We start from the raw sequence: 17,469 nt of genomic DNA on the forward strand, positions 1-17,469 counted from the left end.
GCTTTTGCGCCTATAGGATTTGCCATGCGTCTGATCCAAACAGCACTCACGTTCGATGACGTGCTCCTCGTCCCGGCTTTCTCCGATGTTCTGCCGCGCGACACCAGCCTCAAAACCCGGCTGACCCGCAACATTTCCCTGAATATGCCGCTCGTGTCCGCCGCCATGGACACCGTCACCGAAGCCCGTCTCGCCATTGCGATGGCGCAAATGGGTGGCGTGGGCATTATCCACAAGAATCTGACGCCGGCTGAGCAGGCTAGCGAAGTGGCCAAGGTGAAGCGTTTCGAATCGGGTGTGGTGCGCGATCCGATCACCGTACCGCCGCAAATGAAGGTGCGCGACGTGATTGCGCTGTCGCGCCAGCATGGCATTTCTGGTTTCCCGGTTGTCGAAGGGGCGCAACTGATCGGCATCGTCACCAACCGCGACCTGCGCTTCGAAGAGCGTCTGGACGAACCGGTGCGCAACATCATGACGCCGCGCGATCGTCTCGTCACCGTCAAGGAAGGCACGCCGCTCGCCGAAGCCAAGGCGCTGATGCACAGCCATCGTCTCGAGCGCGTGCTGGTCATCAACGATTCTTTCGAACTGCGCGGCCTGATGACGGTGAAAGACATCACCAAGCAGACCGAACACCCGGACGCCTGTAAGGACGAACACGGCAAGCTGCGCGCGGGCGCGGCGGTCGGCGTAGGCGAGGACAACGAAGAGCGCGTGGAACTGCTGGTGCAGGCGGGCGTGGACGTGATCGTCGTGGATACCGCGCACGGCCACAGCAAGGGCGTGCTCGAGCGTGTGCGCTGGGTCAAGAAGAACTTCCCGCATGTGGAAGTGATCGGCGGCAACATCGCTACGGCTGCTGCTGCCAAGGCGCTGGTCGAATACGGCGCGGACGGCGTGAAGGTCGGTATCGGCCCGGGCTCGATCTGCACCACGCGTATCGTCGCGGGTGTGGGCGTGCCGCAGGTCACGGCCATCGCCAATGTGTCGGAAGCGCTCAAGGGCACGGGCGTGCCGGTCATCGGCGACGGTGGCGTGCGTTTCTCGGGCGACGTCAGCAAGGCGCTGGCTGCGGGTGCGAGCGCGGTGATGATGGGCAGCATGTTCGCCGGCACCGAAGAATCGCCGGGCGACGTGTTCCTGTATCAGGGCCGCCAGTACAAGTCGTATCGTGGCATGGGTTCGGTCGGCGCGATGAAGGACGGCGCAGCAGACCGCTACTTCCAGGACAACTCCGCGAACATCGACAAGCTGGTGCCGGAAGGCATCGAAGGCCGCGTCGCCTACAAGGGCTCGGTCACGGCGATCCTGTTCCAGCTGATCGGCGGCGTGCGCGCCAGCATGGGCTACTGCGGCTGCCGCACCATCGCCGAGATGAACGACAAGGCTGAATTCGTGCAGATCACCGGTGCCGGCCTGCGCGAGTCGCACGTTCACGACGTGCAGATCACCAAGGAAGCGCCTAACTACCACGTGGACTAATCGCCCATGAAGCCATTGCTGCGTGCTGTACTGATCATCGATGCCTTGCTCCTGCTGGCGTTCGGCGTGCTGTTCCTGCTGACGCCGTGGACCTCGCTGTACAACGCGCTGCAACTGGTGCAGACGCAGCCCACGCTGGTTGGACAAGGCCTCGGCATTGCGCTGATCGGTCTCGCGTGGCTGGCCTTCCATGCCTCGATCGACGGCGCGCTGACCTCGACGGTCGCCAAGGTCGTTGGGCATGTCAACTGGCTGACGGGCCTGCTGATGGTGGTCTGGCTGATCGGCATGCACCGGCCTGAACTGACCGGCTTCGGTCAGCTGGTCGCGGTGCTGACGGGGGTCGTGCTGGTGGTGCTGGGGTTGGGCGGTGTGCGGCTCTCTCGCACGGTACGGCGCCGCGAACGGCTGCGTCTCGCTGAGATCGCTGCTGCCGAGCGTGCTGAAAGGCAAGCTGCGAAAGATGCAGCGAGGGGACGCGATGTGGTGGGCTATCGGGCTGAGCCTGTGGTCGAACCCGTCGCACCGCCTGTCGTGAGGCCCGCCAGCCCGATCAGTCCCGCCACCGGGCATCCGGTCGAGCCAGACTTCGCTGCGGCGAACCGTCCGGGAACGCTCTCGGCGAGCGACGCCGAAGCGCGCAGCTCCGCTGCGGATGCGCCCGGCGCGCCACGGCCTCCGTTTCATGGCTGAGGCCCGGGGCGCCACGCCACCTGCCGCAGCTTCCGGATTCCGTCTTGAATTCAACGCCGCGCCTTGTGCGCGGCTTTCCTTATCCGTCCACTTTTATTCCGTCCGCTGCCATGCATGACAAGATCCTGATTCTCGACTTCGGTTCGCAAGTCACCCAACTGATTGCACGTCGCGTCCGCGAGGCGAACGTGTACTCGGAAATCCATCCGTACGACGTCGATGCGGCCTTCATTCGCGACTTCGCGCCGAAGGGCGTGATCCTGTCGGGCGGCCCGAGCTCGGTCACCGAGACCGATACGCCGCGCGTGCCGCAAGCGGTGTTCGAACTCGGCGTGCCGGTGCTCGGCATCTGCTACGGCATGCAGGCGATGGCCGAGCAGCTCGGCGGCAAGGTCGACAATGGCCACGTGCGCGAATTCGGTTACGCCGAAGTGCGGGCACGCAACCATACGAGCCTGCTCGAGGGCATCAGCGACTTCACCACGCCGGAAGGTCACGGCATGCTGAAAGTGTGGATGAGCCACGGCGACAAGGTGCTGGAAATGCCACCGGGATTTCAGCTGATGGCCTCCACGGAGTCGTGCCCGATCGCCGCAATGGCCGACGAAGCGCGCCATTTCTACGGCCTGCAATGGCACCCAGAAGTCACGCACACGGTGCAGGGCCGCGCGATGCTCGAACGCTTCGTGCTGACGATTTGCGCCGCGCAGCCTGATTGGGAAATGGGTCATTACGTCGACGAAGCGGTTGCGAAGATTCGCGAGCAGGTCGGCAACGAGCATGTGATCCTGGGGCTGTCGGGTGGCGTGGATTCGTCGGTGGCGGCTGCGTTGCTGCATCGTGCGATTGGCGATCAACTGACCTGTGTGTTCGTCGATCACGGCCTGCTGCGTTTGAACGAGGCTGAGCAGGTGATGGCGACGTTTGCGGATCACCTCGGCGTGAAGGTCATTCACGTCGACGCGAGCGAAGTGTTCCTGGCGAAGCTCGCTGGTGTGACGGATCCGGAAGCCAAGCGCAAGATCATCGGCGCGGAATTCGTCGAAGTGTTCCAGACGGAAGCAGGGAAGTTGACGGATGCGAAGTGGCTCGCGCAGGGGACGATCTATCCGGATGTGATCGAGTCGGCTGGCAAGGGAAAGAAGGCCACGCAGACCATCAAGAGCCACCATAACGTGGGTGGCTTGCCGGAGACGCTGAATCTGAAGCTGCTTGAGCCGCTGCGTGAACTGTTCAAGGACGAAGTGCGCGAGCTTGGCGTGAAGCTCGGTTTGCCGCCGGCGATGGTTTATCGCCATCCGTTCCCGGGTCCGGGGCTGGGTGTGCGGATTCTGGGTGAGGTCAAGCGCGAGTTTGCGGATCTGCTGCGCCGTGCGGACGCGATTTTCATCGAGACCCTGCGTACCACCATCGACAAGGAAACCGGCAAGTCTTGGTACGACCTGACGAGCCAGGCGTTCGCGGTGTTTCTGCCGGTCAAAAGCGTAGGGGTGATGGGCGATGGGCGCACATATGAGTATGTTGTAGCGCTGCGCGCTGTGCAGACGCTGGACTTCATGACCGCGCATTGGGCGCATCTGCCGCATGAACTGCTCGGGCATGTGTCGAACCGGATTATTAATGAAGTAAGAGGGATTAACCGGGTTGTGTACGACATCTCGGGGAAGCCGCCGGCGACGATTGAGTGGGAGTGAGGGGGGCTTAAGTTCCATTTGACGGTATTTTCTGACGGTATGCGCGCGCAGCAAGCGTAGTGGCTCGTCAGATACCGTCTGCGCCGTCGACAAGACTCACTCGCCGTTCAGGTGAGCGGACCATTTCCCCCCATCCATCGCAAGCTGTGTCGCTGTGCACACCACAGAACAATTCCATGTTGCCACCAACACTGTATGGATGTACAGTATCAAGGGCAACGCGCCCGATCCACGAAAACGGACTTGGTAGTGTGGAACGCTGAGCCGCAATTTGGCGCGCGTACCCGGCGATCCACCGTAAGCCAGCCACTCAAAACGCCGCAATCGGCACGCCCTTCAAAGGCGCAGGAAAGCGTGGCGCACCATTGAACGGAGATTCATCGACATGCCTGCTTTATCGTCTCGGGCGCATCATGCCGGTCAACTCTGGTTGCCGGGGCTAGAGGCGCCACCTGTCGCGACAGACGGCCTGTTCTTCGCAGTCCTACCCGACGCCAATACCGCGGCCGGCATCGCGAAACTCGGGCAGCAAATGTGCGGAGAGATGCGTCCGAAGAGCAAGCCGCACGCGGCCAACCGCCTGCACGTCACGCTGCAGCACCTTGGGAATTTCGCAGGCGGCTTGCCGCAAGAGCTGGTCGACGTAGCCATCAAAGCCGCCGCGTCAATCAGAATGGAACCGTTCAGCGTCGAATTCGACCATGCTTTGACTTTCGCAAAGAAACCTCGGCCCGGAACGCTGGTGCTTGGAGGTACTGAGGGGCTGGTTGGCCTCTACACGCTCCACGACGCACTCGTAGGCGCATTGCAAAACGCAGGATTCGACCTCACGTCGGAATTCACACCACACGTGACGCTCGCCTACGGCATGCCCTGGATCGATAAACGTCCCATCGAAGCCGCCAGTTGGAACGTCCGCGAGTTCGTGTTGATGCACAGCCTGCTCGGACGTACCCGCCATATCGCGCTGGAGCGTTGGCCGCTGGCAGCATAGCTTTTGACTTGACCTAACCCGCGGACATCGACCCGCCATCACCCCAACCCCAGCGATCGATCCAGGAAAGGTATCAATCGATTCACTGTTTGGAATTTACGTGAATCGATCTTCTTTCTAAAGTCTCCATCATTCTTGATGGAGATATCACGCTGATGAGCCACTACACACCAGAGGAACTGCGCGATGCATTGAGCGCAGGCCTGCTGTCCTTCCCGGTTACCCATTTCGACCAGGATCACGGCTTCGACGAGGCTGCTTACCGCAGCAACCTCGAGTGGCTGTCCAGCTACCCGGTCGCGGGGCTGTTCGCCGCCGGCGGCACAGGCGAATTCTTTTCGCTGACACCCACCGAAACCAGCCGCGTGATCAAGGCCGCTGTCGAGCAGGTGGCGGGCAAGGTCCCCGTCGTCGCGCCGGCCGGCGGCGGCACGGCGCAAGCGATCGAGTTGGCCCAGGCGGCCGAGGCCAACGGCGCCGACGGCATCCTGCTGTTCCCGCCTTACCTCACCGAATGCGATTCCGCCGGCGTAGCGCAGCACGCTATTCGCGTCTGCCGTGCAACCTCGCTTGGGGTTACCGTCTACAGCCGCGGAAACGCCATGCTGGACGACGTCGCCGTGGCGCACATCGCGGATCAATGTCCGAACCTGATTGGCTACAAGGATGGCGTCGGCGACATCGACCGGATGACGCGCGTCTATAACCGTCTCGGCGATCGCCTCACCTACGTAGGCGGCTTACCGACAGCCGAGACCTACGCGCTCCCTTACCTCGAAATGGGCGTGACGACCTATTCATCGGCGATTTTCAATTTTCTGCCGGAGTGGGCATTGAAGTTCTACGCAGCGGTGCGTGCCCGCGATCACGCCTTCGTCCAGCGCGAACTGCGCGATTTCGTCCTGCCCTATACGCTGATCCGCAACCGCCGCGCCGGCTACGCGGTCTCCATCGTCAAGGCCGGCATGAAAGCTGTCGGCCGTCCGGCCGGCCCGGTACGTACGCCGCTGTCCGATCTGACGGACCAGGAGTTGGGCCAGCTCAAACAGCTCATCGGAGATCGCCGCTGACGAGCGGAGTGGCATGACGGGCGGCACGCCGATCGGCGCAAAACCCCCGGCCAGGTTTCGCTCTCCCGGCTCTGCCCCGCGCCATCCATAACGCGACAAAGGACGGCACGCAAAACGGACGCCGACAGGGCGCCGCTCATGCAAAGCGCAAAATATATTTTGACACTAAAATTCTTGGATGCTACATTTAACCGCGAAATACTGAACAATAAATATTCATGCCTCGGCGGGCAAGCGGCTTAGGCGCACGGTGATCCGCGCGTCCAAACCCACCCAGCCACGGGCAACCAGTATTTCCAAAATAAGAGAGGAGACAATGCGAACAGTCGAGGCTTTCGTTTCAGACACGATGGACGGAGCGCGAATCACGCCGACCCATGTCAAGGTCGTTGCACTCGTTGCTGCCGGCTATTGCATTGATGTAATCGACTACGCGATTTACGGTTCATTCATTCCGGACATGCTGAGGCAGCATTTCGCGACGCAGGCGCAGCTCGGATGGGTGGGAAGTGCGCAACTATTCGGTCTCGCGATTGGCACATTTTTGCAGGGCCAATTTACTGACCGCTTCGGACGCAAAGCGGTGTACCAGTTCAATCTGCTGCTGTTTGGCCTTGCCACGATCGCTAGCGCGCTGGCGCCGACCGTCATGTGGCTGCTGGTCACGCGCTTCATCGCAGGCCTCGGCCTTGGAGCCGAGCAACCGCTGGCATTTACCTACGCAGGCGAATACGCGCCAAAAGACATTCGCGGCCGGATCCTCGCCCTGGTGCACTTCATTGGTGGCGCGCTGGTCTGGCCATTGGCGTTTCTGGTCACGCTTTACTTCCGCGAATCCATCGGATGGCGTGGCATCTGGGGGGCGATAGGCGTCGCGGCGCTCGTTCTGTTCGTGCTTCGGTTCGCACTACCCGAGTCTCCCCGCTGGCTTGCTGCCAAAGGGCGCGGCAAGGAAGCGTTGGCGATCATCAAGAAGATGGGTCTTGGTTCACCTTCCGAGGAGCTTTCGGACGTCGCGATCACGACCACGACCGATCCGTTCGCTGTGGTGTGGAGGGACTATCGGGTCCGGCTGCTTGCGGCGATGGTCTGTTTCAGTGCGTTCTTCTGCGTCACGATTGGTCTCGGAACCTGGCTGCCGAATATCATGAGCAGCAAAGGCTTCACGATTACCAGATCGCTTTCGTACACGTTCGGCATGACGATGGCGGCGCCTTGCGCAAGTCTCTTCATGATGTACGCCCTAGACAGGTTTGGAAGACGACGCACCGCGTTCATCGCGTTCCTGTGCTCCGGCGCGTTTGCCATCGTCTTCGCGAACGCTTCGACCGATATGCAACTGATTGCGGCTGGCTTCCTGATGATCTTCTTCTACCAGGTAGGCGGCAACACGATGCAGATTTTCACGTCCGAGGTCTTCCCAACCCAGGCTCGTGCATCCGGCTTTGGAATGGCGGCGGGTATCGGGCGGTTGGCCACCGCTGGCTTTGTTCCCGCGCTCCCGATGATCCAGCATACTTACGGTCTTCCTGTCGTGTTCGGCACGATCGCGGCCTTGATGGCGATCGCCGCGTCGGGACTCCATCTGATTGGACCGGAGACTCGCCGCCGCTCGCTGGAATCGATCGCGTAACGAGGCCGCGCCGCGCTGAAGTAACTGGACAGGTTGTTGGAATTAAACCCGATGAGGTTCACGATGTACCCGATATCGCATTCTCCGAACGTGACGTTTTTAGGCCATACCGATCAGGGTAAGCGTCCGGACGGCGTCCAGATCATGGTGGACCGCGGCCATGCCTATATCGGTCACATGTTCAGCGATGGCATCTCGGTCATAGATGTTCGCAACCCGAAAGATCCAAAGCCCGTCAACTTCATTGCCTGTGCTCCGAACACCCGTGCGCATCATCTGCAGCTGCACGACAATCTTCTGCTGGCCGTCAACAGTGCGAACGTGTGGGCGCTGCAGCGCTATCAGAGCCAACAGGATTATTTTACGAACGCCATCGACGACAGCTTCAACCGTCGCGAGAAGCCATTCGTCGCGGGCCTGCGTATCTACGAGATTGGCGCTGACCCGTCGAATCCGCGGGAAATCGGCTTTTGCCCTGTCGAGGGTATTGGATTGCATCGACTGTGGTGGACGGGTGGCCGCTATGCCTACGCTTCGGCCCATTTGCACGGCTTCACCGATTTCGTTCTGGCGATCTTCGATGTAAGCGACCCTACGAAGCCGACGCTCGCAGGACATTGGGCGTTGCCCGGCATGAACCGGGAAGCGGAGGAAACGCCGACCTGGCCGAAGGGCAAGCGTTGGGCGCTGCACCATGCCATTCCTGCCGACGGCAAGTTGTTCGGCGCCTGGCGGGATGGTGGGCTGACCATCCACGACCTTACCGATCCGGTTGCGCCGAAGCTGATCAGCCACACGGTCATCTCTCCGCCTTTCGCTGGAGGCACGCATACGCCGCTGCCTTTGCCCGGGCGCCAGTTGGCCATCGTCGCGGACGAAGCGATCAGTTCCAATTGCGCTGCAGGTCTCGCGCACACCTGGGTGTTCGACGTTCGTGACACGAGCAACCCAATCTCGATCGCGACGCTGCCGCAGCCTGAAGAGCTCAACTACTGCGCGGTCGGAGGCAAGTTTGGACCTCATAACCTCCATGAGAACAGGCCCGGTGCGTTTCAGAGCGAAAATCTCATCTTTGCCACCTGGCACAATGCGGGCGTTCGTGTGTTCGACATCTCCAATGCTTTCAGGCCGCGCGAAGTCGGCCATCTCGTCCCGGGTGCACCGCAGGCACTGGTCGATATCCGGCCAGGTGCCGTTCCTGTCACGCAGTCCGCGGACGTGTTCGTTGACCGTAATGGCCTGATGTACGTGACGGACACGAACGCTGGCCTGACCATCGCGCAGTACGAGGATCTTTGATGTTGCCTTCGCAAAATACCAAGGCTGCCCCGAGCTCGACGCGCACAAGTGCGGTCTATAGGGTGCTGCGTCAAGACATCCTGTGCGGAAAACTGACGCCGGCGGCCAAACTTTTAATCGACGAGATCAGCCAACGTTATGGCGTGACCAGCACGCCGATACGTGAGGCACTCAATCAGCTGGTCACCGAAGGCTTTGTTCAGAAAGTCGACCAGAAGGGCTTCTTTGTCGCGCAGGTTTCCCGACGCGAATTGAGCGAGTTGACCAACACGCGTTGCTGGGTCGAGTCCATCGCACTGCGAGAGGCACTGGCTCACAGGACGCCTAAATGGGAAGAGGACCTGATACTCGCGGGCCATCGGCTGTCCCGTACCAACCGGTCGGCGGATCCTGAGGTGTTTCAGGAGAACGCGCCGTGGGAAGACACGCACAAGCAGTTTCACATGGCGCTGATCGCCACGTGTCCATCGCGATGGCTGCTCGATTTTTGTTCTTTGATGACCGACCACGCGGCGCGCTATCGCTACCTGTCAATGAGCCTGGCGTATCCAGAGCGCGATGTCACCAAGGAGCACAAGGCCTTGATAGACGCCGCCATCGATGGGCCGCCCGCGCGGGCGATCGAGATGCTGATGGAGCATTACCGCACGACAGCAGACATCATCATCAGGTCGAACCTGGACCTGCCGGATTAGATTGGGGAGCGGCGGGGCATGGTGCCCGAGCCGATCAACAGGACATAACACAACTTCCAAACGGGAATTCAGTATGGCGAACAGATTTGCGGTGGTCACAGGGGCCGGCAGCGGTGTGGGACGAGCGGTAGCCACGGCGCTGCTGCAGAACGGATATTCGGTGGCGCTGGCGGGGCGCCGTCAGGACGCGCTGGAAGAGACCGCGCGTCTGGCGGGCGGCAGTAGCCTGGTTGTGCCTACGGATGTTTCGAAGCCCGACGAGGTGCAAGCACTTTTCGCCAGGGTCGCAGCGGAGTTCGGCAGACTGGACGTCCTCTTCAACAATGCCGGTACGGGTTCGCCTGCAACCAATTTCGGTGACGTGACCTTCGAGCAGTGGTCGGCGGTCATCGACGTGAACATCCACGGGATGTTTCTGTGCGCCAACGCAGCATTTCGCATGATGCGGGACCAGTCTCCGCGAGGCGGCCGCATCATCAATAACGGCTCGTTGTCGGCTCACGTGCCGCGGCCTGGCTCCGCGCCTTATACGACATCGAAACACGCCGTCACGGGACTGACCAAGTGCATCGGTCTGGACGGTCGTGCGTTCGACATCGTGAGTTCTCAGGTCGACATCGGCAACGCAGCGACCCCGATGACCGCCCGCATGGCCAAGGGCGTGCTTCAGCCGAACGGAACCACGGCTGTCGAACCGACGATGGACGCTGCCAATGTAGGCAATACGGTTTTGTTGATCGCGAATATGAGCCTCGACGCCAATGTCCAGTTCGTGAGCGTGATGGCATCGCAAATGCCGTCGTTCCTCGGACGAGGCTAATGCTGCGCCGACTCAGGCCTCATCCAGGCTTGAGTCGAGTCTGAATATCCGTTGGCTGGCCGGCCAGCCAACGAAGAGGAGGGTGTTGAAGTCCGGCTGGCAGGTAATACATGTCACGCCGTTACTTTGCCAGATTGCCGGGATAAGAAGTAGATATATAAATAAGTATAACTAATTAGATAGCAGAAATCAGGAGTGAGACTTTCAGAGTAATTAGGTCATCTTATTACTATCGAAAAACGGAGACGGAAATGAGAAAGATTGTCTGGATGGCGGCAGGTGCGTCGATATTGGCCAATGTTGCACACGCTCAGAGCTCAGTAACGTTGTATGGCATTGTGGATAACGGAATTGGATATCAGAGCAGTGCAACTACGCTCGGTTCTACGAGTGGCGGCCGCTCTCTCGTCAAGATGACGACGGGCGTCTTTGCGGCAGATCGGCTTGGCTTTAAAGGCGTCGAGGATCTCGGCGGAGGAACGCAGGCCATCTTTACGTTGGAACAGGGTTTCAGTGCCGCGACCGGTGCGGAGTCGACCTCGGGGTTAGGGTTCAGCCGGCTCGCCTATGTTGGGTTGACGAATCAGACATACGGCACGTTCACGGCGGGACGCGAATACTCGGCCTATTACACCCTGCTGCAGCCATTTAGTCCGGAGCCGCGGCTGACCGGTTACTACGCCGCACACCCGGGCGATATTGATGGGACGGACACCGACTTTCACGAGAACAACGCACTCGTCTACACGTCGCCGAATTTCTACGGCTTGACCGTTAGCGGCGAATACGCCCTCGGTGGTGTCGCGGGAAGTTTCAACGCCGGCTCGTCGTGGAGCGCTGGTGTGCAGTACATCAACGGTCCGATCGGTGCCGCAGCCGCGATCTGGCGCGTCAACAACTCGACGTCGGGCGGCGGGGCATTTGGTGCGTCGTCGGTCACCTCGAATAACGGCGCCCAGATCGGCATATCGGCCATCAACGTGGGATACCAGACGGCGCAAGCGCAGCAGCGCTTCGCGGTGGCGGGTGCCTACACGTTCAGTCCGGCATGGGACTTGTCCCTGATGTATTCGAATACCCAATACATCCCGGGCATACGCTCTTCATTTACCGATACGGCCATTTTCAACACGTTCGGTGCAGTGTTGCATTACAAAGTGACCCCTGCGTTCGATCTCGCAGCGGGTTACGCCTATACGCGCGCGACCAGTGCAAACCGGATTTCGTCAGCCGCGCAATATAACCAGATCAATTTCGGTCAGGTCTACAGCCTTTCGAAAGCCACGGCCCTCTATGCCATGGAAGGCTTTCAGCGGGCAAATGGTCAAACACTCGGCATCAACGGCGGCGGAGACATCGTCAATGCCGTGGCATCGGCTGGCGACGGCGGTAACGCACAGCCTGCGTCGTCACGCAGCCAGGTCGTCGGTGGCATCGGTCTGATGCACAGATTCTAAGGAGACCTTCTCGCTGCATTGCCAGTCGGTTCGACGACGCGTGTCGATCGGGCGGCAGCATGCAACGATGCGGTCGCGGACACAACAGATTTTTTCCAGGAGATGGGCATGAAGCTCGTGAGTTTTCGCCATGCAGGCAAGGAGTCGTTTGGCGTTGTAGTGAATGAAGGCGTCGTCGATCTGGCGCCTTACGCTTCGGAAGTCGGTTCAACGCTGAAACAGGCGCTCGCGCTTGATAGCCTCGCCGCCATCCAGACAATCACCCGGTATGCGAAAGCGACTCACGCATGGGCTGATGTGGAATTCCTCCCGGTGGTGCCCGATCCGGGAAAGATCCTCTGTATCGGCATCAACTACCTGGAACACCTGAAGGAAACGGGGCGCGAAACGCCGGAAAAGCCGACGATTTTCACCCGTTTCGCCGATTCGCAAACGGCGCACAACGCGGCCATCGTACGTCCGCGCGCATCGGAAAAGCTCGATTTCGAAGGCGAACTTGCGGTCGTGATCGGCCGTAACGCGCGCCACGTGAAAGCCGCGGATGCCCTGGATTACGTGGCAGGTTATTCCTGCTACAACGACGGCAGCGTGCGCGATTGGCAACGACACACGAGCCAGTTGATACCTGGGAAGAATTTCCCGCGCACAGGCAGCTTCGGACCGTGGCTCGTCACGACCGACGAAGTGGGCGATCCCTCGCTGCTTTCCTTGACGACGCGTCTGAATGGCGAGGTCGTGCAGCACGCCACCACAGACGATCTGATCTTCGGCATTCCCGCCTTGATCGAGTACATCAGCACGTTCACCGAGTTAAGGCCGGGTGACGTGATCATCACCGGGACCACGGGTGGCGTGGGAGCGTATCGTCAGCCGCCACTCTGGATGAAGCCGGGCGATGCGGCGGAGGTCGAGATATCGAAGATCGGTGTCCTGAAGAATTCGATCGTCGACGAATAAGCATGACTCGATGCAGGTGGTGACCGGGTGTCGTGCGCGTGCACCGCCGGCGACGTGAAGGAGAATGTTCGTGTTCGATCTGAATCAATTGCGCTGTTTCGTGACGGTTGCGGAAGAACTGCACTTCGGCCGGGCGGCTGCCCGGCTGCACATGACGCAACCGCCCTTGAGCAGACAGATCCAGCTGTTCGAGCACAGCATAGGGACGTCACTCTTTAACCGGACAAACCGCATGGTGCGGCTGACGCCTGCGGGACGCAGTCTGTTGCCGGAGGCGCACGCCATTTTGCGTCTTGCCGAGAGGGCGCGCCTGTCGGCACTGAGGACTGGGCAGGGTGAGGCAGGGCGGATCGTGATTGGCTTCACGGCAGCCGCCGGCTACGAGTATCTGCCGGAGATGCTGGGGCAGTTGCGGCGAACGCTGCCAGGCGTCGACCTGGAGTTGCGCGAAATGGTTAGCCGCTCGCAGGTGGAGGCTCTGGAAAACGGCCAGCTGGACGTCGGTCTGCTGCGTCGGCTGCCGCCTGATTGCGACGATCTGGACAGTGTATGCGTGGCGCGCGAATCGCTGGTGGCCGCGCTTCCGCTCGAGGACCCGCTAGCGCGGCGCAAGACGCTGCATCTGCGGGACTTCAATGGCCGGGCGATGGTGATGTATTCGCCCGACGAAGCGCAGTACTTTCATGAACTGGTTCGGCATGTATTCGCCCGCGTCGGCGCGACGCCGAAATACGGTCAGCAGGTGAGCCAGGTCCACTCGATGCTGGCCGTGGTTCGCTCGGGCCTGGGTGCGGCGCTCGTGCCGGAGACCGCCAGCCGGCTGTGCTACGAAGGCATTGTATTTCGCGAGATCGACGGTATTGATCCCGTGAAACTCGTGGAACTGCACCTCGCGTGGAAGATCGGCAACGACAATCCGGCGCTGGCGAAGGCGTTGCCGCTACTCCAGAACATTGGCAACCGGCGCCAGCCGCTGGCTCTGACGCAATGAGGAGTGCGAGGCTCCGGAAAGAAAAGAGCCGATTTTCCTGTTCGAAGCTTCTATCGGTGAACGGAGACAACATGCGTAATCGGACAATGTCTTTCCTGCTTCTGCTGGCGCTCGCGCATGGCGCGCAGGCCCAGGTCGCAGACAGGAAGGTGCTCACGCTAGCCGGCGCGCAAGGCATAGTCGAAGCCGCGTTGGCAGCGGCGAAAGGTAACCAGTTGCGCCAGTCGATTGCGGTAGTGGACGACGGCGGTAACCTGCTGGCTTTCGTACGCATGGACGACGCGCAACTGGCAGGTGTGCAGATGGCGCTCGGCAAGGCTCGCACAGCGCTGATGTTTCAGGGCCCCAGCAAGGGCTTTGCGGATCGGATAGCCGCAGGACAACTCAATGTGCTGGCACTGCCGGACATGCTGCCCGCCGATGGTGGTCAGCCACTCGTTTATGACGGGAAGATCGTGGGGGCCGTGGGTGTCAGCGGTGCGTCGCCGGCGCAGGACGGCCAGACAGCCTTGAAAGCGGCCGCTTCGCTGCAATAGCGAATCAGGCGGTCGACCGCAACGATGTTGCATGGAACAGGAGCAATCGCCAAAGCGATAGATAGCTCCTGCCGACAACGGAGACACATATGCTGAAAAAATGGAGCCGGCTCGATCTACGCCCGGCCGCGCCACCTTGCGGCTGCGGACTCTCGCATCCGCATACCCACACACAGCATCACGCACTGCCCGCGCACGGCGCTGGGCGCCGCGGTTTTCTCGGCGCCGCCGCTGCGCTTGGGATGGGGCTCGCGATCAGCGGCGATGTGTGGGCGCAGCAGACCAGGCCAGCGGCGCGAATCGTCGACGTGCATCATCATTACACGTCGCCCGCACTGCTTGCGATGATGCTGGGGCGCCGCACCAATCAGGTCTTCAATCAGTCGTGGACGGTTCAGAAGTCGCTTGACGCGATGGACGCGGGCGGCATTGCGACCGCTGTGGTATCGACCAGCGATCCGGGTATCTTCTTCGGCGACTATGATCAGGCGAAGGCCCTCGCTCGCGATTGCAACGAGTTTCAGGCCCGCATGGTCGCGGATTACAAGGGGCGTTTCGGCATGTTCACGACGTTGCCGCTGCCCGACATCGACAGCACGCTTGCCGAGATCGCGTACGGCCTCGACACGCTGAAGGCGCAAGGCGTCGGCATGATGACGAGCTACGGTACGAAGTATCTCGGCGACCCGGCATTTGCGCCGGTGATGGAAGAACTCGAGCGCCGCAAGGCCACGGTCTTCGTTCATCCGCTGCAGCCGGCATGCTGCACGAATGTCGTGCCTAAAGTGCCTGACATCGTGGTGGAATATGGTACCGAGACCTCGCGCACCATCGCCAGTCTGCTGATGAATCACACTACGATTCGCTATCCTAACATCCGCTTTATCTTTTCTCATGGCGGTGGCGATGTGCCGTTTCTAACTTTCCGTTTCGCTCGCATGGTGTCGGGAGATCCGGATCTGATGAAAGCCGAACCGGGCGGTGGCATAGCGCTGATCCAGAAGCTGTACTTCGACACCGCACAGGCGTGGAACCAGTATTCGCTGCCGTCGCTGACGGCGCTGATGCCGCCCGAAAGGATCCTGTTCGGCTCGGATTTCCCCGCCGCATCGCCGCTGGACACCGCCAATGGGCTGCGAGCTTCCGGGATGAGTGCCGCAGCGCTCGCGAAGATCGAATGGCAGAACGCGCACGCGATTTTGCCGAATCTCGTCGTATAAGCGGACGGAAAAGAGCGGCGGCGCGCCGGCGGCCGTAGCGCGCCGCGTTTCCGCTGCTTTCCCGCCAACCCGCGCCCAGCAAGGGCCGTGGCCTCCCCGAGGCCCGCATCTACCGCCTGTCTCCCCCACCTGGTTCGCCGGCACTCCCCCATTCAGGGGGTACATCCCGTGTCCCGGCACTTGCATGATTCTCCCAACGCATTAGCACAGCAGGCCAAAAAAACAAATAGATCAATAGTCGCCTGCAATCCATTTGGGGACTCAAGGAGAGACACATGCAGGACGAAATCAAGACGCCAGACTCCACGGCCTACGCGTATCCGTTGCTGATCAAACAGCTTTTACTCACACCATTTGTTCAGTCGCAGGACGAGGAGATCGTCTATCGGGATCAGTTCCGGATGACCTATTCAACGTTGCGCGAGCGGATCGCCCGGCTGGCCAACGGACTGAGCGAGCTTGGCGTGCAGCACGGCAGCACCGTCGGCGTAATGGATTGGGATAGTCACCGCTACCTCGAATGCTATTTCGCTGTCCCGATGATGGGCGCGGTTTTGCAGACCGTGAACGTGCGTCTGTCCGCGGCGGAAATTGCCTACACGATCAATCACGCCGGTGCTGACGTCCTGCTGGTTCACACGGATTTTCTGCCTGTCGTCGAATCGATCAAGGACCAGCTGGAAACAGTGCGCACCTTTATCTGGATCAATGAGCCGGGCAGCGAAGCGTCTGCACACAGCATTTCCTTTTCAGCTGAATACGAGGCGATGCTGGCGGCGCATAGCACGAGCTATACGTTCCCGGACTTCGACGAAAACACGCGCGCAACGACGTTTTACACCACAGGTACGACCGGCCTTCCCAAGGGCGTCTACTTTACGCATCGGCAACTGGTTCTGCACACCCTCACGCTGATGGCGGCACTGGCGAGCCCAGTCTCGGGGCAGCGTTTCCATCGTGGCGACGTGTACATGCCGCTTACCCCGATGTTTCACGTCCACGCATGGGGCATGCCGTATATCGCCACAGTGCTGGGGGTGAAGCAGGTTTATCCCGGCCGCTATTTGCCGGACCGGCTCGCGCGACTCGTGCGTGAAGAGAACGTCACGTTCTCGCATTGCGTCGGCACGATCTTGCACATGCTGCTCTCGTGCGAGGAGGGCAAGGCGACGGACATGGGCCGGTGGAAGATCATCATCGGAGGTGGCGCTTTGCCGCAAGGCCTTGCCAAGGCGGCGCTGGATCGCGGAATTGACGTGTTCGTTGGATACGGGATGTCTGAAACGTGCCCGGTGCTCAGTCTGGCGCAACTTCCTCCCGGCGCCGAAAACCTCGACGAGGACGAGCAACTGCGCCTGCGCTGCAAGACCGGCCGGCCAGTGCCGCTCGTCGACCTGCGCGTCGTCGACGAGAACATGGACGAACTCGCGCACGACGGTGTAGCCACTGGCGAGATCGTTGCGCGGGCACCGTGGCTCACGCAGGGCTATCTGAACAATCCGGAGGCTTCGGCGCAGCTTTGGGCCGGCGGTTATCTGCATACCCAGGATATTGCCAATGTCGATTCGACCGGCAACGTACAGATCACCGACCGTCTCAAGGACGTAATCAAGTCGGGCGGCGAGTGGGTGTCGTCGCTGGAGATAGAAAACCTGATCTCGCGATATGACGGTGTGTCGGAAGTGGCGGTGATCGGCATCAAGGACGACAAGTGGGGCGAGCGGCCAGTAGCTCTGGTCGTGCTCAAGGAAGGCGCAGCCGTCACGGAAGACGACATCAAGCAGCACGTCCTGTCGTTTAGCACATCCGGAAAGATATCGAAATATGCGGTGCCTCAGGTCGTGAAGTTCGTCGACGCGCTGGCAAAGACGAGCGTCGGCAAGACCAACAAGAAGTGGCTGCGCGAGCAGTTCGCCTGATCGGCA

The 17,469-nt window shown here is 60.7% G+C and carries 15 protein-coding genes; all 15 read left to right on the top strand.

Annotated features, from left to right (window positions below; genetic code table 11):
• Positions 1 to 24 precede the first annotated feature (24 nt).
• The 15 genes from guaB (at position 25) to P3T17_RS03540 (ending at position 17,463) form a co-directional block, all read left to right on the top strand.
• A complete protein-coding gene (gene guaB, locus P3T17_RS03470) occupies positions 25 to 1,485 on the top strand; it encodes an IMP dehydrogenase (RefSeq protein WP_074264301.1) in 1,461 nt (486 codons plus the stop codon).
• Positions 1,486 to 1,491: 6 nt separating this feature from the next.
• The gene (locus P3T17_RS03475) at positions 1,492 to 2,178 is read left to right on the top strand and encodes a hypothetical protein (RefSeq protein ID WP_074264302.1); all 687 of its coding nucleotides are present in this window, start codon (positions 1,492 to 1,494) and stop codon (positions 2,176 to 2,178) included.
• A gap of 110 nt (positions 2,179 to 2,288) precedes the next feature.
• Complete coding sequence (gene guaA, locus P3T17_RS03480; protein WP_429405494.1) at positions 2,289 to 3,872, top strand: glutamine-hydrolyzing GMP synthase; 1,584 nt, start codon at positions 2,289 to 2,291, stop codon at positions 3,870 to 3,872.
• A gap of 385 nt (positions 3,873 to 4,257) precedes the next feature.
• Positions 4,258 to 4,866 carry a 2'-5' RNA ligase family protein gene (locus P3T17_RS03485; protein ID WP_429404715.1) on the top strand — a complete coding sequence of 203 codons (609 nt, stop codon included), beginning with the start codon at positions 4,258 to 4,260 and terminating at the stop codon, positions 4,864 to 4,866.
• Positions 4,867 to 5,021: 155 nt separating this feature from the next.
• Positions 5,022 to 5,936 carry a 5-dehydro-4-deoxyglucarate dehydratase gene (kdgD, locus tag P3T17_RS03490; RefSeq protein WP_429404717.1) on the top strand — a complete coding sequence of 305 codons (915 nt, stop codon included), beginning with the start codon at positions 5,022 to 5,024 and terminating at the stop codon, positions 5,934 to 5,936.
• A gap of 316 nt (positions 5,937 to 6,252) precedes the next feature.
• Complete coding sequence (locus P3T17_RS03495; RefSeq protein ID WP_429404719.1) at positions 6,253 to 7,569, top strand: MFS transporter; 1,317 nt, start codon at positions 6,253 to 6,255, stop codon at positions 7,567 to 7,569.
• A 63-nt stretch (positions 7,570 to 7,632) separates the two neighbouring features.
• Positions 7,633 to 8,868, top strand: a complete 1,236-nt coding sequence (locus tag P3T17_RS03500) for an LVIVD repeat-containing protein (RefSeq protein ID WP_429404722.1) — start codon at positions 7,633 to 7,635, stop codon at positions 8,866 to 8,868.
• A complete protein-coding gene (locus P3T17_RS03505) occupies positions 8,868 to 9,563 on the top strand; it encodes a GntR family transcriptional regulator (RefSeq protein WP_074264307.1) in 696 nt (231 codons plus the stop codon). Before P3T17_RS03500 ends, P3T17_RS03505 begins: the two co-directional genes overlap by 1 nt.
• Before the next feature lie 73 nt (positions 9,564 to 9,636).
• Positions 9,637 to 10,383: an SDR family oxidoreductase gene (locus tag P3T17_RS03510; RefSeq protein WP_074264308.1), complete on the top strand. Its 747-nt coding sequence runs from the start codon at positions 9,637 to 9,639 to the stop codon at positions 10,381 to 10,383.
• Between the two features lie 251 nt (positions 10,384 to 10,634).
• Positions 10,635 to 11,840, top strand: a complete 1,206-nt coding sequence (locus tag P3T17_RS03515; RefSeq protein ID WP_429404724.1) for a porin — start codon at positions 10,635 to 10,637, stop codon at positions 11,838 to 11,840.
• A gap of 108 nt (positions 11,841 to 11,948) precedes the next feature.
• Positions 11,949 to 12,797 (top strand): fumarylacetoacetate hydrolase family protein, encoded by an 849-nt coding sequence (locus P3T17_RS03520; RefSeq protein ID WP_429404726.1) that lies wholly within the window; start codon positions 11,949 to 11,951, stop codon positions 12,795 to 12,797.
• 70 nt (positions 12,798 to 12,867) lie between these two features.
• Complete coding sequence (locus P3T17_RS03525) at positions 12,868 to 13,788, top strand: LysR family transcriptional regulator (protein WP_074266031.1); 921 nt, start codon at positions 12,868 to 12,870, stop codon at positions 13,786 to 13,788.
• 71 nt (positions 13,789 to 13,859) lie between these two features.
• Complete coding sequence (locus P3T17_RS03530; protein WP_167379383.1) at positions 13,860 to 14,324, top strand: GlcG/HbpS family heme-binding protein; 465 nt, start codon at positions 13,860 to 13,862, stop codon at positions 14,322 to 14,324.
• Between the two features lie 89 nt (positions 14,325 to 14,413).
• Positions 14,414 to 15,544 (top strand): amidohydrolase family protein, encoded by a 1,131-nt coding sequence (locus tag P3T17_RS03535; protein WP_429404729.1) that lies wholly within the window; start codon positions 14,414 to 14,416, stop codon positions 15,542 to 15,544.
• A gap of 275 nt (positions 15,545 to 15,819) precedes the next feature.
• The gene (locus P3T17_RS03540; RefSeq protein WP_429404730.1) at positions 15,820 to 17,463 is read left to right on the top strand and encodes a fatty acid--CoA ligase; all 1,644 of its coding nucleotides are present in this window, start codon (positions 15,820 to 15,822) and stop codon (positions 17,461 to 17,463) included.
• Positions 17,464 to 17,469 lie beyond the last annotated feature (6 nt).

The sequence above is a fragment of the Paraburkholderia sp. GAS82 genome (assembly GCF_050436285.1).
In the GTDB taxonomy this organism is placed as follows: Bacteria; Pseudomonadota; Gammaproteobacteria; order Burkholderiales; family Burkholderiaceae; genus Paraburkholderia; species Paraburkholderia phenazinium_B.

Excerpts from the sequence above, each read along its gene's own strand:
- P3T17_RS03485 (WP_429404715.1), top strand. The coding sequence starts at position 4,258 with ATGCCTGCTTTATCGTCTCGGGCGCATCATGCCGGTCAACTCTGGTTG.
- P3T17_RS03530 (WP_167379383.1), top strand. The coding sequence starts at position 13,860 with ATGCGTAATCGGACAATGTCTTTCCTGCTTCTGCTGGCGCTCGCGCAT.
- P3T17_RS03540 (WP_429404730.1), top strand. The coding sequence starts at position 15,820 with ATGCAGGACGAAATCAAGACGCCAGACTCCACGGCCTACGCGTATCCG.
- P3T17_RS03495 (WP_429404719.1), top strand. The coding sequence starts at position 6,253 with ATGCGAACAGTCGAGGCTTTCGTTTCAGACACGATGGACGGAGCGCGA.
- kdgD (WP_429404717.1), top strand. The coding sequence starts at position 5,022 with ATGAGCCACTACACACCAGAGGAACTGCGCGATGCATTGAGCGCAGGC.
- P3T17_RS03515 (WP_429404724.1), top strand. The coding sequence starts at position 10,635 with ATGAGAAAGATTGTCTGGATGGCGGCAGGTGCGTCGATATTGGCCAAT.
- P3T17_RS03520 (WP_429404726.1), top strand. The coding sequence starts at position 11,949 with ATGAAGCTCGTGAGTTTTCGCCATGCAGGCAAGGAGTCGTTTGGCGTT.
- P3T17_RS03535 (WP_429404729.1), top strand. The coding sequence starts at position 14,414 with ATGCTGAAAAAATGGAGCCGGCTCGATCTACGCCCGGCCGCGCCACCT.
- guaA (WP_429405494.1), top strand. The coding sequence starts at position 2,289 with ATGCATGACAAGATCCTGATTCTCGACTTCGGTTCGCAAGTCACCCAA.
- P3T17_RS03505 (WP_074264307.1), top strand. The coding sequence starts at position 8,868 with ATGTTGCCTTCGCAAAATACCAAGGCTGCCCCGAGCTCGACGCGCACA.
- P3T17_RS03500 (WP_429404722.1), top strand. The coding sequence starts at position 7,633 with ATGTACCCGATATCGCATTCTCCGAACGTGACGTTTTTAGGCCATACC.
- P3T17_RS03475 (WP_074264302.1), top strand. The coding sequence starts at position 1,492 with ATGAAGCCATTGCTGCGTGCTGTACTGATCATCGATGCCTTGCTCCTG.
- P3T17_RS03510 (WP_074264308.1), top strand. The coding sequence starts at position 9,637 with ATGGCGAACAGATTTGCGGTGGTCACAGGGGCCGGCAGCGGTGTGGGA.
- guaB (WP_074264301.1), top strand. The coding sequence starts at position 25 with ATGCGTCTGATCCAAACAGCACTCACGTTCGATGACGTGCTCCTCGTC.